Source organism: Aminipila sp. (genome assembly GCF_032051575.1).
In the GTDB taxonomy this organism is placed as follows: domain Bacteria; phylum Bacillota; class Clostridia; order Peptostreptococcales; family Anaerovoracaceae; genus Aminipila.
In genome coordinates this window covers 288,746-303,532 of sequence record NZ_DAMBYD010000006.1, presented here as the reverse complement: position 1 = coordinate 303,532, position 14,787 = coordinate 288,746, and the positions used below count along the sequence as shown (strand labels likewise).

Below are 14,787 nucleotides of genomic sequence, written 5' to 3'. Positions count from 1 at the left end.
GTACAAATAAGGGCACTTTTTATGTGTATAGTTTAAGTGGCCCAAAAATCGCTTAAAATCTGTCAGAATGTGTATCAATATTGAGTTGCTATAATTTGGATGATTGATTTCAGTTAAAACTAGCCAATATAATTAAAGGTATTAAAGTAAAATTTAATAGATGAACATTTACAATGAATATTATATAAAGAGTTAGGTGAAAAAATATGAAATCTTACATTTTTCTAAAAAGTATCTCTGATGATGGACTTAGAACATTATATAAACAAGCTAAAGAATATGAGATAAAACAGTCTAAAGAGGAAAAATTATTTATACCATCTGAGGATTTTCCAGAACTGAGAAGTTTTATTTTAAAAAGTTATTATCTTGAAAATAATGAGAAGTTTTGCAGCCCTGTTGATAGAACCATGCTGATTGCGAATATTATGGATGAAATAATACGAAGATTTATGGAGGTATTATGAAAAAACTGGGAGTGTATATACACATACCATTTTGTATCAAAAAGTGTCTGTACTGTGACTTTTTATCCTTTGAAAATAGTGGGGCGGACCTACATAGACGATATATAGATGCTTTAAAGAGAGAGCTTGAATACTACTTTGTAGTTTATGGTAATGATTTTACTGTAGATACCATATTCTTTGGTGGGGGTACGCCTTCTTTAATTGATGCAAATTTGTTGAAAGAAGTCCTTATACTCATAAAGGACAAGTATAAAGTTGAGAAAGGTGCAGAAATAACTATTGAATGTAACCCTAAAACTATAGATGCAGAAAAGCTTAAAATATACAAAGAGGCAGGAATTAACCGCATAAGCATTGGTATACAAACTTTTAATGATATGGCATTAAAACGTTTAGGACGGGTTCATCAATCAGAAGATGCAAAGGAAACCTATGCGTTAGCAAGACAAGCTGGGTTTGGCAATATAAACATAGACTTAATGTTTGCTATACCAGAACATACTAAAGAAGTTTGGCAAGAAACATTGCAAGAGGCTATCCATCTCAATCCAGAACACATTTCATTTTACAGTCTTCAGTTGGAAGAAGGAACCAGATACTTTGAAATGTTTGAAAAGGGTGAATTGAACATGGTATCGGATATAATAGATAGAGATATGTATCATGGGGCATCTAAGTTTTTAAAAGAGTCTGGATATAACCACTATGAAATATCTAACTGTGCAAAGCCGGGGTTTGAGTGTAAACATAATTTAAAATACTGGGATATGGGAGATTACTTAGGCATAGGCCTTGGGGCTCATTCTTATATGAATGGCGAGCGATTCAGTAATACCCGAGATTTGGGCAAGTACATCCAACAACTTCAACCCGACAACCTCGGTATAGGGATAATTGATGACCATTTAAAAACTGAACGTAAATGGGTTGAATGGCAGCATACAAATACTGAACATGATGATATGGTGGAATTTATTATAACAGGGATGAGAAGAGCGGAAGGCATTAACCTTACTGAATTTGAGAACCGATTTGGAAAGAAATTGTTTGAAGCATATCCGGATCAGGAGAAACTAGTAAAAGAATACGTGGAAAATGAACTGATGATTCTGGAAAACGATAGAATAAGATTTACCATAAAAGGTGTAGATGTATCCAATACAGTGCTGTCGGAGTTTGTGTAGGATGCAATAACAAATGTGCAAGTCGTATAATGGCAGTAGTCTACTAGATTACTTGCCATTTTTTTTATATTTCAAAAAAATGTTTAAATTATTATTGACACATATATCGTATGCTGATATATTGTAATATGTCGTGATGCGATAGATTGGAGGGCGATACATTGGAAAAGAATACGCCTTTAACAGAGGCACTGTTTTATATATTGCTGGCTGTAAGAAAACCAAATTATGGATATGGAATTATTCAAGATGTGTTAGAGATGACAAAAGGAAGGTTGAATTTAGGACCAGGCACATTGTACGGTGCAATTAATTCTATGGTATCAAAGGGGTGGATTAAGCTTTATAGCGAAGATAAAGAATCAAGAAAGAAAAAGGAATATCTTATAACAGATGCAGGCAGAGAAATGTTTAATGTGGAAGTGAGCCGTTTAGAAGAACTTGTTGAGAACTCAAAGCAAATGGAAAAATAAAAGGAGGTATAGATATGAAAAAATTTAGATTATATTTTGATAAAGATGAAGAAGCAAATTGGTTAAATGAAATGTCCATGGAAGGATGGGCTTTTAAAAAGTTTTTCTTAGGTGTGTATACTTTCGAAGCTTGTGAACCAGGTGAGTATAATTATCAAATTGACTTACTAAATAACTGGAATGGGGATAAGAAACACTTTGCCAGTTTTATGGAAGAAAGTGGAGTTGAAGTGATTTCACAATGGTATAGATGGGTATTTATTAGAAAAAAATCTTCTGATGGGCCGTTGGAAATGTATACTGATGGAGAATCAAAGATAGCACAATATACTCGGATAAAAAACTTTTTTTCTGTGGCTTTACTGATTGAAGTAATATGTTTTCTTGTTGAAGTCAGTTGTGCAATTGAAGCTGATAGAAATATATTCTGGGGATTTGTTATATTCTTAGGAATGATAGTATTGGTATTTTTAAGGATGGTATGGAAATGTAAATGGAAAATTCAGCAACTGAAAAATCAAATTTAGATATGTGCTAGGTGGCAAAAACAGATCACCTAGCTTTTTTATTGAGTTAGATTTATATAATTATTGACAAAACGATAATTTGTAGCATACTATAAAAGAATAAATTATCGTAAAACAATAATTTTAGCATAGGAGCGTAATTTTATACAGATGTGATTTGTGAGGTATTGGGAATGGAGATTAAACGATTTAATACAATAGTGTACTTTGTGGCTTTTAGTTCTGCAATTTTAGCTACGGTGATGTACTTTTTAGGAGAAATTCAAACCATATATTATGGAATTTACTTACCTATGGAAGTGGTAGCAAGGGGGCTTAGGTGGCTGTCATTCAGTTCAACAATAGGAAATATAGCCGCATGGATTTTGTACTTGGATATTTGCTTAATTCCTGCTTTCTTTGCTTTTCGAACAAAATTAGGCAGGCAATTGGAAAAAATACGAAATAAACAACATTTACAATTAGAATTTGAACAAAGCTATTCTTTAGAATTAGCGGATGTAATTCTTATTGCATTGTCTCTTTATTTATTTTTTATGATGTATTGTTTTATCAATCCAGGTGTGATATCAAATATAACGCCAAAGGCAATAGGTGCAGTTATGAGCGATATGCTGCCTGCACTTAAATGTTTTTTAGCAGGAGTAGCCTATTCACTGATTATAGGATATTTCGTTTTAAAGTTTGCGGGCAGTTTCAAGCATACAGATATTTGGAAGCAGACTGAACGTGTTTTGCTATTTTTTACTATAGTGTATGTGATATTTTTTTGTTTCACTTTGCCTTTAAACTTATTTCAACAATACGAAAACAGCGGCATACCAGAAGCAGGGATATTTATTACAGCAATTAAATTCTTCTTGGATTTGTTGCCTATGGTGTGTTTTGTCGGAATTATTGAGTCAGGGATTAGGCTGATTCAATTGTTAAAAGAAAATAAGTATGATGAAAGTGCGGTAAATATAGCTAATCTAATGGCAGAAAGAAGCAGAGTAACGGTAACTGTATCCATAGTATGCAACATTACACAGAATGTAATTCAGCTAATATTTTGGCGTGAATTATTACACGCTAACTTTTTACTGGATATTCCGTTTATTCCTTTAATTTTAGCTTTTGCAGGATTGCTTATAGCAGAATATTTAAAAGAAAGCTCATTGCTTTATGATGATAACCAAATGATTATATAAAGTTTCAGAAATATATATAACTGGAGGAAGAGATGGCGATTCAAGTTCATTTAGATGAGATACTGAAAAAAAGAAATATGACCTCCAAGGAACTTTGCAAGCTGGTTTCCATAACGGAGGCTAACCTATCCGTGTTAAGGAGTGGCAAAGCAAAGGGGGTAAGGTTTAATACTGTAAATAAAATTTGCTATTACTTGCAGTGTGATGTGGGAGATATATTGAAATTTGATGGGGAATTGGGAGAGGAAGAGCATGAAGAAAGTAATTAGAAACTCAGGAGCCTTTGCTCTTGTTATGTGTATAATGTCCATTTGTTTTAGTGGATGCAGTCTAGCAAATCCAGCATTACAGAACATAAAAAATGGAGATCAATTGATTGGTGTATTTGTTACTTTTGAAGAGGATTTGAAAGATTACATCATGCAGGATGGGGATACTTTATATTATGAAGAAAAAAAGCTTGTACGGGCTGACGGGAGCGTCAGAAAACTGACGGATGAAGAAATTAAGAGGTTTGATAATAGAGCTACAATAGAAGGCATTAAACAGAATGATGGTACTTATAATTTTGAAAACATAAAAGGATATTGTGTGTTATATACAAGGAGAATAGCTGAAGAAAATGGGAAGACAGAATCATATATGGAAACTCAGTGCTCAGAGGATGTGTATGATGTAAAGATATCAACTGCTGCCAATGAATTTAGCGAAAATAACAAATCCAGATCAGAGGTAAAAAATGAAGTTGAGGCTACTATTGGAGTAAACGCAAAAGCAAATACAAGAGTAAGAGTCAATGAGATATATCAGAGAAATGATGGCAGTGTATATACAAATATTCCAAGTTCAGATATATTATGCATAAATCCGGTATCAGATCCAAGCTCAGGAGTGGGAAATAGCGGGATAAGCATTTCAGAAAGCTATGAAGATTATATGACTGGTACAGGAATTTCAGCACAATCAACAAAACAAACAAAAACCTTTAAAATAAACTTAGAACAGATGGATTTTTTAAAGAGCGCAGAAGTAAGGCAGATGGATAAAAATCATCAGCTTATAAAAGTATTAGATATTAATTTTTCACAAAGAGATCAAGTTTTAAATCTGGAGAAGAATACGGATTACGTTATTGTGGAAGAACATTTTATAGATGCAATGGGAAATACATATAGCAAAAGAACCGTATATGACTGTGGTAAAATTGGAATAACAGAGAATGATGGATATGAAAATTTACAGAGTCATATCTTTAAAAAGCTTGATGAAAAGGGTAGAGTGTATTTGCTTAATTTGAGCTTTGAGAAATAGTCATAAGATAAAAGAGAAGAATATGAGAGAGTTAAAGATTGAATTTGGTATTAATCTGAATTCAGTCTTTTTTTTTATGTCAAAAACTAAATATACATTACGCTATTATATAAAGTTTCGTAAAAATATATTGCAATGTACAAATTTTCTGAAATCAGAAGGAATGAAAAAAATACAGGTTATAAGGCAGTGACATATTTCGTTTAATGAAACTATTATAAAAATATTTTCATAAGATGAAATTTATGTGATTTGACTTTAAAAAGGTAAAAAAATATTATCAAAGTATATGAAAAGCAAATATTGTAGTTATTCATATAAAGACAAAAGGAGGAAGCAAATGAGTAAAACCATGAAAATTGTTGATGGCAATGAAGCTGCTGCTTATGTGGCATATGCCTTTACAGAAGTTGCAGGCATTTATCCCATTACTCCATCATCACCAATGGCAGAAAAGACAGACGAATGGGCGGCAAACGGATTAAAAAATATTTTCGGTCAGACAGTAAGATTAGTGGAAATGCAGTCGGAGGCAGGGGCAGTTGGTGCTGTCCATGGTGCTCTTGAAGCAGGGGCACTTGCAACTTCATATACTTCATCCCAGGGTTTAATGTTAATGATTCCAACAATGCACAGAATTTCAGGACAGCGGCATCCAGGTGTATTGCATGTGGCATCCAGAACGGTAGGAACCCACGCATTCTCTATTTTTGGTGATCATTCAGATGTTATGAATTGCAGGCAAACTGGTTTTGCCATGCTTTCTTCTGGAAGTGTACAGGAAATTATGGATCTGGGAGGAATAGCACACCTATCTGCTATAAAATCAAGGATTCCATTTATGCACTTTTTTGATGGTTTTAGAACATCACATGAAATTCAGAAAGTTGAAGCCATTGAATACGATGAATTTGCAGAATTAATAGATTATGAGGCACTTGAAGCTTTTAGAAAAAACGCTTTAAATCCGGAAAAACCTGTTATGAGAAGTACAGTACAGAACCCCGATATTTATTTTCAGGTTAGAGAGTCTAACAATATTGATTATGACCAATTACCAGACATTGTACAGGATTATATGGATCGAATTAGTAAAATTACTGGACGTACATATAAACTATTTAATTATTATGGGGATACTGATGCAGAAAGAGTTATTATTGCCATGGGATCTGTAAGTGGAACAATTGAGGAGGTTGTAAAATACCTGAATGAAAAAGGTGAGAAAGTTGGTTTTTTGCAAGTACATCTTTACAGACCCTTCTCAGCTAAACACTTATTTGGCGCCGTGCCTAAGACTGTTAAAGTACTTACTGTGTTAGACAGATTAAAAGAGATTGGAGCATTGGGTGAGCCTCTTTATGAAGATGTGTGTACAGCGTATATAAATGAAGAAAACAAGCCTAAAATTCTTGCAGGAAGATATGGATTGTCTTCAAAAGATACTACACCTGCACAAATTAAAGCTGTATTTGAAAATATGAAGGGGAGTCAGCCTAAGAATCATTTTACTGTAGGAATTGATGATGATGTTACTCATTTATCACTGCCTGTTGAAGAGGAAATCATAACAGAGCCAGTGGGAACCATAAGTTGTAAGTTTTGGGGGCTTGGCTCAGATGGTACAGTTGGTGCAAATAAGAATTCCATAAAAATTATTGGGGAGACTACAGATATGTACTGCCAGGCATATTTTGAGTATGATACAAAGAAGTCTTTTGGTATTACTAAGTCTCATTTAAGATTTGGTGACCGCCCCATTAGTTCAACTTATCTTGTAAAAAAAGCAGATTTTATAGCATGTCATAATCAGCATTTTATTGAAAAATACAGTATTATTACAGAACTAAAAAAAGGAGGAACTTTTCTACTTAACTGTGAATGGAGTAAAGAAGAATTAAGCAATCATATTCCAGCTGAAATGAAGAGATATATTGCTGACAATAATATAGAGTTTTATATAATAAATGCAAATAAATGTTCACAGGAACTTGGACTGGGAAATCGCTCAAATATCGTACTTCAGGCAGCATTTTTCAAGCTGGCCCATATAATACCAGCTTCAGATGCTATAGAACATATGAAAGCGGCAGTAATGAAGACTTATGGGAAAAAGGGAGAAAAAATAGTAAGAAGGAACATAAACGCTATTGATGCAGGAATTAATGCAGTAGTTAAAGCAGAGGTTCCTGAATCATGGAAAATTTTACGGGCTGAACATGAAAAGATAAAAAATCAGATTCTTCCAGACGTGATTGAAAATATTTTAATTCCTATAAATAAGCAGAAGGGGGATGAACTTCCTGTAAGTACTTTTTTGAAAATAAAAGATGGAACAATGCCACTGGGAACATCATGTTATGAAAAAAGAGGAATAGCAACAGTACTTCCTGTATGGGATAAGAATAAATGTTTACAATGTAATCAGTGTGCTTATGTGTGTCCCCATGCTGTAATAAGGCCATTTTTATTATCTAAGGATGAAGCAGAAAATGCCCCTAAACAATTTCAAATGGTAGAGGCAAAGGGCAAATCATATAGCAGCCTCAAATACTCCATTCAGGTGAGTACCCTTGATTGTACCAGCTGCGGTTGCTGTGTTTCAGTATGTCCTATGAGAGAAGAGGCCATAAAAATGGTGCCGGTTCATGAAGTATCTTTAGATCAGACAAACTGGAATTATGCAATGACATTAGCCCAAAAACCAGTGGCTGATGTATATTCAGTAAAAGGAAGTCAGTTTAAACAGCCGCTTCTTGAATTCTCAGGAGCTTGTGCAGGTTGTGGAGAAACTCCATATGTTAAATTGCTTACACAGTTGTATGGAGACAAGATTTACATAGCTAATGGAACGGGTTGTTCACAGGCATGGGGAGCTGCAATGCCATGTATACCTTATTGTAAAAATAAAGAAGGTAAAGGCCCTGCATGGTCAAATTCCTTATTTGAAAATAATGCCGAATTTAGTTATGGGATGTGTCTTGCAGTAAAACAATTAAGAGAGTCAGTAGCAATGGATATCAGAAAACTTGAAGAGATTACCCATGATTTGATTGTAAAGAAATCTATAGCAGAATGGTTTGAAGCATATGATGATTTAAAGGCTTCTACTTCAACTACACAAGAATTAATTAAAGCTCTTGAGGAAAATAGTTTTAACGATGAAGAAAAGATTTTAGTGGATACTATATTATCAAAAAGAAATAATCTTTCAAAGAAAACTATGTGGATGGTAGGAGGTGATGGATGGGCATATGACATCGGATACGGAGGATTAGACCATGTATTTGCTATGGGTGAAGATGTCAATGTACTTGTTTTAGACACAGAGGTTTATTCCAATACTGGAGGTCAGTCCTCAAAAGCCACCCCTATAGGCGCAGTGGCGCAGTTTCAGGCATCTGGCAAAAAAACAAAAAAGAAAGATTTAGGTATTCTGATGATGTCATATGACGATGTTTATGTTGCACAGTGCTCAATGGGTGCTAATCCGACACAGTTAATAAAGGCCCTTAAAGAAGCGGAACAGCATAAAGGTCCGTCTATTGTTATTTGTTATGCTCCTTGCGTTACTCACGGCATAAAGCAGGGAATGAGCCATGCACAGTTTGAAATGAAAGAGGCGGTGGAATCCGGGTACTGGAATTTATATCGATATAATCCCGACACAAAGGAATTTATACTTGATTCAAAAGAACCAAGTATGGAACTAATAGAGTTTTTGAGAGGTGAAGTAAGATACTCTGCATTAGAAATTGCTTTCCCTGAAAATGCAGAAAAGTTATTTGCACAAGCAGAAAAGGATGTTAAAGAGAAATTCAATCATTTTAAGAACAGAGCTACAAAATAATTAAAGGAGAACCTTCATGGAATTCAGAAATGAGTATAGAAATAAGCTTTGTACTGCTGAAGAAGCAGTTAAAGTTGTGAAAAGCGGCGACTGGATCGATGTTGCAGTATCTCTTGGATTTCCTACATTACTTGATGCTGCTCTTGCAAAACGAAAAGAAGAACTTACAGATGTAAAAGTAAGGGGTTATTTGGTGCTTCAGCCCATTCAGATGGTAGAACATGATCCAGAAAGAAAGCACTTTATTTATAATAGCTGGCATTGTTCAGCTTATGAAAGAAAACTTTGTGACAGAGGGCTCTGCAATTATATTCCAATGATTTATAGAAATGTTGCAGAATATTACAGAAGATATCTTACAGTGAATGTGGCCATGATGGCTGTACCTCCAATGGATGAGCACGGCTACTTTAACTTTTCAATAAATAATGCAACCGCAAGAGCAACAATGGATGTTGCCGACGTTATTATACTAGAGGTAAATGAAAATTTACCCAGAGTTTATGGCGGTCATGAAGAAATGATACATATATCAGAGGTGGACTTTGTAGTTGAAGGACCCCATGAACCTTTATTAACTCTTTCTACACCACCAGCTACAGAAACTGATCAGATAATTGCAAAGTATATAGTGAATGCAATGGTGGATGGTTCAACAATACAGTTGGGTATAGGTGGAATGCCTAATGCAGTAGGCAAAATGATTGCTGAATCAGATTTGAAGAATCTTGGGATGCATACAGAATTAATGGTAGATGCATATCTGGATATGCATAAAAATGGGAAACTGACTAATCAAAAGAAAAATATAAATAAAAGAAAGGGAACCTTTGGATTCGCATTGGGGTCTCAGGAACTTTATGACTGGGCTTGTGAAAATCCAGGGCTAGTCACATATCCTATCGACTATATTAATGCACCAGAGACCATTTGTCAGCTTGATAATTTTATTTCAATTAACAATTGTATAGCAGTTGATTTGTATGGACAGATTTGCTCTGAAAGTACAGGAACAAGACATATTAGTGGAACTGGAGGCCAGCTGGACTTTTTAACCGGTGCATTTTTATCCAAAGGTGGGAAGGCCTTTATATGCATGACTTCGTCCTTTATAGATAAGGAAGGAAATACAAAATCCAGATTTTATCCTACTTTTTCAAGGGGAGACATTATTACAAATCCAAGAAGCCAGGGATTCTATCTTGTAACGGAGTATGGAATGGTGAATTTAGCAGGAAGAAGCACCTGGGAAAAGGCTGAAATGCTTATTTCAATAGCACATCCTAATCATAGAGAACAGCTGATTAAGGCAGCTGAAAAGCAAAAAATCTGGATAAAATCTAATAAAAGATAATTAAATGAAAAGGCTGCTCAAAATTAATTTCATTTGAGCAGTCTTTTGTGTATATTATGGCATTCTACTTTACCTTATCCAGAAATAAAGAACTATGGCAATTGACCACCATCATATTGTAGCTTTTTATCATATGATAGTCTTCTTTGTTTAGTTTTAGTACATTTATGAAGTTATCGTTTTCTTCTAATATCTCTTTAGAAATTAAAGTTTTAATTGCAATTGGTGCAAAGAATGGACTGCTTCCAATACCAGTCATTAAACCTACGGCAGGTGAACTTACATGCATTGGATTGAGCATACATATGTACATTTTTTCCGAGGTATTGATTTGATTGGTAAGATTTAAATGGGTAATGGTATCATAAGGTTTCATAGAGCCAGCAAACATGTATTGGCACTTTTCAAAACTATTAAAAGTCTCTAAACCGTTATACATCATAACCGTTAAATATCTTGGATTTTCTTGAGTAGGAGTGAGACATATTAAAGAGCGGACTACTTTTTTTATTCGGCCATCATAATAGTACATATAATATTTATGTTTGTTAAAATAGATGTTTTTGGGCAAAATTTCACTTTTCTTGTTTGGTGATTGATAATCAATCAGATTTATCAATTCTATTTCTAATGCATCTGCAATATCCTGCAAAGTCTCAATATCAACAGTTATGGAGCCGTTCTCATACTTTGATAAAGTGGCCTTGCTTTTATTAATCATTTTTGAAAAATCTTGAATGGTAAGTCCACGACTTTTTCTGTATTTTTTAATTCTATGTCCCACATGTTGAGAAATTTCACTCATATTATCACTTCCCGTATTTAAGATAATTTAATTTTACTGAAAAGTTGGACAGCGTCAATAAAAAGTTTCTTACAAATAGCAATATTTAAGTAAATAAGTACAATTAAAATGTTTGAAAATTTAAACAATTAAACCATTGAGCAAAAAATTATTTTTAAGAGACTTAAAGGTAAAAAGGTTTCGTATTAAGAAACTAGCCTTAATTGACGCATAATCAAATTTTTTTGTAAGATTGTATAGGATATAAAAGTTAAGAGACTTTTATTACTAAAATCAAAAAAGGAAGTGAATAGATTTGGGTAAAGGTAAATTAATTCTCAGGACCAATAGGTGCAAAGGGTGTGAAATCTGTATCTCTGTATGCCCTAAAAAAGTTCTGGAACTTGATAAATTTAATGTAAATAAGAAAGGATATCACCCCATATGTATCACCAATGAAGAAGAATGCATGGGGTGCGCAAGTTGTGCATTAATGTGTCCTGATGGTGTTATTAATGTTTACACAGAATAGGGGGAAAACAAAAAAATGAGGGAAAAAAAGTTAATCAAGGGAAATGAAGCTTTTGCTATTGCAGCAATAAATGCAGGGTGTAGATATTATTTTGGTTATCCAATTACACCACAAAATGAAATCCCTGAATATATGTCGAGGGAGCTGGCAAAAGCAGCAGGAGCTTTTATTCAGGCCGAAAGTGAACTTGGAGCAATAAATATGGCATATGGTGCAGCCGCGGCTGGAGGTCGGGTATTGCTGTCTTCCTCCTCACCAGGTATTGCATTAATGCAGGAAGGAATTTCACTGTTGTGTTCAGTACAGCTTCCCGTTGTATTAATTAATGTAATGAGAGGAGGACCAGGCATTGGTTCAATACAACCAGCACAAGCAGACTACAATCAGGTAACAAAGGGAGGAGGAAATGGTGATTACCATTGTATCGTTTATGCGCCCAATTCAATTCAGGAAGCTATGGATATGATTTACAATGCTTTTGATATTGCTGACGAATATCGAAATCCAGTAATAATTGCTGCAGATGGTATGTTAGGACAGATGATGGAACCAGTAATCGTACCTTCTATGAAGGAAGCAGTGAAAGAAAAAGACATCCCTTTAATTAAACCTTACGCTTTAACGGGACATAAGAATCAGAGGGAAAGAAATGCTATTAATTCAGTTTGGTTAAAGCAAGATCTGCTGGAAGATTATATTAATGAATATTGGCCTAAATACGAAAAAGCTGAAAAAGAATTACCTGAGTATGTGAATACAAAGGTAAAGGATGCAGAGGTTGTATTTGTTGCTTATGGCTCTACCTCAAGAATAGTGCTTGAAGCTATGGATCTTTTGGCAGAGGATGGAATCAGAGCTGGACTAATCAGGCCTAAAACTTTATGGCCTTTTCCAAATAAAGCATTCGAAGAAATTAATCCAAAAGCAGCACATGTTATAACTGTTGAACTTTCAAAGGGACAGCTGATAAATGACGTTAAACTTGCAATTGAAGGAAGGTATCCTGTATCCCTTATAAACAGAGTGGGAGGCATGCTGCTTGACCCAATAGAAATTGCAGATAGAACAAAAAAGATTCTGGAGGTGGAGTAAGTGAAGCCAGTATTTGAATATACAAAAGGAATGCGTGAAACAGAATTACACTATTGCCCTGGCTGTACTCATGGAATTGCTCATCGTTTAATTATGGAAACACTGGATGAAAGGAATGACATAGGTAATTGTATTGCAGTTTCCCCAGTAGGCTGCTCCATTGTGGCACACCAGTACATGAATGTAGATATGCTTGAATCTCCACATGGAAGAGCTCCGGCGGTAGCATCAGGCATTAAGAGAGTACATCCGGATTCATTAGTGTTTACATATCAGGGGGATGGGGATCTTGCTTCCATTGGAACGAGTGAAATTATCCATGTGGCAGAAAGAGGTGAGAAATTCTGCACATTCTTTATTAACAATGCTATTTATGGCATGACAGGTGGTCAAATGGCCCCTACTACTTTAGTAGGACAGAAAGCAACTACATGTGTAGAAGGCAGAACTATTGCGCAGGCAGGATATCCTTTAAGGATGGCAGAAATGATTGCAACTATTGATGGCGCTGTTTATGTAGAAAGAGTTTCTTTAAGTTCTCCAGCAGATGTAAGAAAAGCAAAAAAAGCTATACAGAGAGCTTTTGAAGTTCAGGCAAAGAAACTGGGGTTTGCATTTGTTGAGATATTATCAACATGTCCGACGAATTGGGGCCTTACTCCTACTAAGTCTATAGAATGGCTGAAAGAATATATGATTCCATATTACCCAGTTCAGCAGTTTAAATGTCCAGAGGAGGTAAGATAGATGAGTATAAAAAAAATATTTGTAGCCGGCTTCGGGGGACAGGGAGTATTGCTGATTGGACAGATGCTTTCCTATGCAGCCATGTTTGAAGGAAAAGAAGTAACGTGGATGCCTTCCTATGGACCTGAAATGAGAGGAGGCACCGCCAACTGTACTGTATGTATTTCAGATATACCAATTGCTTCACCGCTTGTAAATACTTGTGATGTTCTTGTGGCTATGAATGGACCTTCCCTTGAAAAATTTGAGTGTATGCTTGTAAGTGGTGGAAATTTATTTATAAACTCCTCAATCGTGCCGTCAAAAGCCTTGAGAGATGATATAAATGTTTATTATATTGATTGCAATAAAATTGCAGAAAATAAAGTGGGGAGTGTTAAAGCTGCTAATATGGTTATGTTAGGTGCGATTATAAATGTAACAAATGTTGTAAATAAGTCAACTATGGAAAAGGTATTTCAAAAAGTAATGTCAGGTGAAAAAGCCAAGCTTATTCCTATGAATATGAAGGCTTTGGGAGCCTGGACGAAGTAAAGAAAGAGTTTTGCAATATATGAAACGAATTACATTAATTACGGGCCATTACGGTAGCGGCAAAACAGAATTTTCCGTGAATCGAGTTATAGAGCTAAAAAAAATATATGATAAAACAGCCATTTTAGATATGGATATTGCAAATCCATATTTCAGAAGCAGAGAACGTCAGAAAGTTTTAGAAGACATGGGAATTCTGGTGGACTTTAATTCCTTCGGATATGATATAACAGAAGATCTTCCAGCTATTTCTGCAAGTATGAGGGCTCCGCTTGAAAATAAAGAGTATGTGACCATTGTGGATGCAGGGGGAAATAACAGCGGAGCAATGATTCTTAACCAGTTTAAGAAATATTTCATGACAGAGGAATGTGAGCAGCTGTGTGTCATAAATGCTAACAGACCTGAGACTGATAATCTGCAGGGGGCCTTGAAACACATTGCCAGCATTCACGCTGAAACAGGCATTGGCATTGATGGATTGATTAATAATACTCATATGCTTAAAGATACCAAACCAGAGGATATTATCAAGGGATATAAATTATGCAGCCAAATCGCAGAGCAGTTAAAGATACCAGTGGTATTTAATGTTTGTCATGAAAGTCTGGTAGAGTCTTTAAAAGAGGCTATTAAGTCACAGAATATCAGTGATATGACTATCTATCCTATAAAATTGTATATGAGACCAACCTGGCTAGACAGATAAGTTATAATTATTACAAAAAGAAGGGAATTC

The 14,787-nt window shown here is 34.9% G+C and carries 15 protein-coding genes; 14 read left to right on the top strand and 1 reads right to left on the bottom strand.

Going from position 1 to position 14,787, the window contains the following annotated elements:
* The first annotated feature begins 206 nt into the window (after positions 1-206).
* The 9 genes from RTW14_RS10555 to RTW14_RS10515 all read left to right on the top strand — a co-directional run bounded on the left by RTW14_RS10555 (position 207) and on the right by RTW14_RS10515 (position 10,359).
* Positions 207-467: a hypothetical protein gene (locus RTW14_RS10555; protein WP_312650698.1), complete on the top strand. Its 261-nt coding sequence runs from the start codon at positions 207-209 to the stop codon at positions 465-467.
* Positions 464-1,654 carry a radical SAM family heme chaperone HemW gene (gene hemW / locus RTW14_RS10550; RefSeq protein ID WP_312650696.1) on the top strand — a complete coding sequence of 397 codons (1,191 nt, stop codon included), beginning with the start codon at positions 464-466 and terminating at the stop codon, positions 1,652-1,654. Before RTW14_RS10555 ends, hemW begins: the two co-directional genes overlap by 4 nt.
* A 161-nt stretch (positions 1,655-1,815) precedes the next feature.
* Positions 1,816-2,127, top strand: coding sequence for a PadR family transcriptional regulator (locus RTW14_RS10545; RefSeq protein WP_312650693.1), 312 nt, complete (start codon positions 1,816-1,818; stop codon positions 2,125-2,127).
* Between the two features lie 14 nt (positions 2,128-2,141).
* Complete coding sequence (locus RTW14_RS10540; protein WP_312650689.1) at positions 2,142-2,654, top strand: DUF2812 domain-containing protein; 513 nt, start codon at positions 2,142-2,144, stop codon at positions 2,652-2,654.
* Between the two features lie 173 nt (positions 2,655-2,827).
* The gene (locus RTW14_RS10535; protein ID WP_312650687.1) at positions 2,828-3,844 is read left to right on the top strand and encodes a hypothetical protein; all 1,017 of its coding nucleotides are present in this window, start codon (positions 2,828-2,830) and stop codon (positions 3,842-3,844) included.
* A 32-nt stretch (positions 3,845-3,876) separates the two neighbouring features.
* Positions 3,877-4,113 (top strand): helix-turn-helix domain-containing protein, encoded by a 237-nt coding sequence (locus RTW14_RS10530; protein ID WP_312650685.1) that lies wholly within the window; start codon positions 3,877-3,879, stop codon positions 4,111-4,113.
* Entirely contained in the window at positions 4,097-5,155 is a 1,059-nt protein-coding gene (locus RTW14_RS10525) for a hypothetical protein (RefSeq protein ID WP_312650683.1), read from the top strand. Before RTW14_RS10530 ends, RTW14_RS10525 begins: the two co-directional genes overlap by 17 nt.
* A gap of 340 nt (positions 5,156-5,495) precedes the next feature.
* On the top strand, positions 5,496-9,005 hold the full coding sequence (gene nifJ, locus RTW14_RS10520) for a pyruvate:ferredoxin (flavodoxin) oxidoreductase (protein ID WP_312650680.1): 3,510 nt from the start codon (positions 5,496-5,498) through the stop codon (positions 9,003-9,005).
* 16 nt (positions 9,006-9,021) lie between these two features.
* Positions 9,022-10,359 (top strand): acetyl-CoA hydrolase/transferase family protein, encoded by a 1,338-nt coding sequence (locus RTW14_RS10515; protein WP_312650675.1) that lies wholly within the window; start codon positions 9,022-9,024, stop codon positions 10,357-10,359.
* A 64-nt stretch (positions 10,360-10,423) separates the two neighbouring features.
* Here the strand turns inward: RTW14_RS10515 and RTW14_RS10510 are convergent, their stop codons facing one another.
* Positions 10,424-11,164 carry a helix-turn-helix domain-containing protein gene (locus RTW14_RS10510; protein WP_312650672.1) on the bottom strand — a complete coding sequence of 247 codons (741 nt, stop codon included), beginning with the start codon at positions 11,162-11,164 and terminating at the stop codon, positions 10,424-10,426.
* A gap of 295 nt (positions 11,165-11,459) precedes the next feature.
* Between RTW14_RS10510 and RTW14_RS10505 the strand changes: the two genes are divergently transcribed.
* The 5 genes from RTW14_RS10505 to RTW14_RS10485 are packed head-to-tail and all read left to right on the top strand — an operon-like array spanning position 11,460 to position 14,757.
* Positions 11,460-11,675 carry a 4Fe-4S dicluster domain-containing protein gene (locus tag RTW14_RS10505; RefSeq protein WP_312650669.1) on the top strand — a complete coding sequence of 72 codons (216 nt, stop codon included), beginning with the start codon at positions 11,460-11,462 and terminating at the stop codon, positions 11,673-11,675.
* 15 nt (positions 11,676-11,690) lie between these two features.
* Positions 11,691-12,767, top strand: coding sequence for a 3-methyl-2-oxobutanoate dehydrogenase subunit VorB (gene vorB, locus RTW14_RS10500; RefSeq protein WP_312650666.1), 1,077 nt, complete (start codon positions 11,691-11,693; stop codon positions 12,765-12,767).
* Positions 12,768-13,514 carry a thiamine pyrophosphate-dependent enzyme gene (locus tag RTW14_RS10495; RefSeq protein ID WP_312650663.1) on the top strand — a complete coding sequence of 249 codons (747 nt, stop codon included), beginning with the start codon at positions 12,768-12,770 and terminating at the stop codon, positions 13,512-13,514. It begins immediately after the preceding gene.
* The gene (locus RTW14_RS10490; RefSeq protein ID WP_312650661.1) at positions 13,515-14,048 is read left to right on the top strand and encodes a 2-oxoacid:acceptor oxidoreductase family protein; all 534 of its coding nucleotides are present in this window, start codon (positions 13,515-13,517) and stop codon (positions 14,046-14,048) included.
* A gap of 19 nt (positions 14,049-14,067) precedes the next feature.
* A complete protein-coding gene (locus RTW14_RS10485; RefSeq protein WP_312650659.1) occupies positions 14,068-14,757 on the top strand; it encodes an ATP-binding protein in 690 nt (229 codons plus the stop codon).
* The last annotated feature ends 30 nt before the right edge of the window (positions 14,758-14,787 follow it).

Excerpts from the sequence above, each read along its gene's own strand:
- nifJ (WP_312650680.1), top strand. The coding sequence starts at position 5,496 with ATGAGTAAAACCATGAAAATTGTTGATGGCAATGAAGCTGCTGCTTAT.
- RTW14_RS10485 (WP_312650659.1), top strand. The coding sequence starts at position 14,068 with ATGAAACGAATTACATTAATTACGGGCCATTACGGTAGCGGCAAAACA.
- RTW14_RS10515 (WP_312650675.1), top strand. The coding sequence starts at position 9,022 with ATGGAATTCAGAAATGAGTATAGAAATAAGCTTTGTACTGCTGAAGAA.
- RTW14_RS10535 (WP_312650687.1), top strand. The coding sequence starts at position 2,828 with ATGGAGATTAAACGATTTAATACAATAGTGTACTTTGTGGCTTTTAGT.
- hemW (WP_312650696.1), top strand. The coding sequence starts at position 464 with ATGAAAAAACTGGGAGTGTATATACACATACCATTTTGTATCAAAAAG.
- RTW14_RS10510 (WP_312650672.1), bottom strand. The coding sequence starts at position 11,164 with ATGAGTGAAATTTCTCAACATGTGGGACATAGAATTAAAAAATACAGA.
- RTW14_RS10490 (WP_312650661.1), top strand. The coding sequence starts at position 13,515 with ATGAGTATAAAAAAAATATTTGTAGCCGGCTTCGGGGGACAGGGAGTA.
- RTW14_RS10530 (WP_312650685.1), top strand. The coding sequence starts at position 3,877 with ATGGCGATTCAAGTTCATTTAGATGAGATACTGAAAAAAAGAAATATG.
- RTW14_RS10555 (WP_312650698.1), top strand. The coding sequence starts at position 207 with ATGAAATCTTACATTTTTCTAAAAAGTATCTCTGATGATGGACTTAGA.
- RTW14_RS10540 (WP_312650689.1), top strand. The coding sequence starts at position 2,142 with ATGAAAAAATTTAGATTATATTTTGATAAAGATGAAGAAGCAAATTGG.
- RTW14_RS10525 (WP_312650683.1), top strand. The coding sequence starts at position 4,097 with ATGAAGAAAGTAATTAGAAACTCAGGAGCCTTTGCTCTTGTTATGTGT.
- vorB (WP_312650666.1), top strand. The coding sequence starts at position 11,691 with ATGAGGGAAAAAAAGTTAATCAAGGGAAATGAAGCTTTTGCTATTGCA.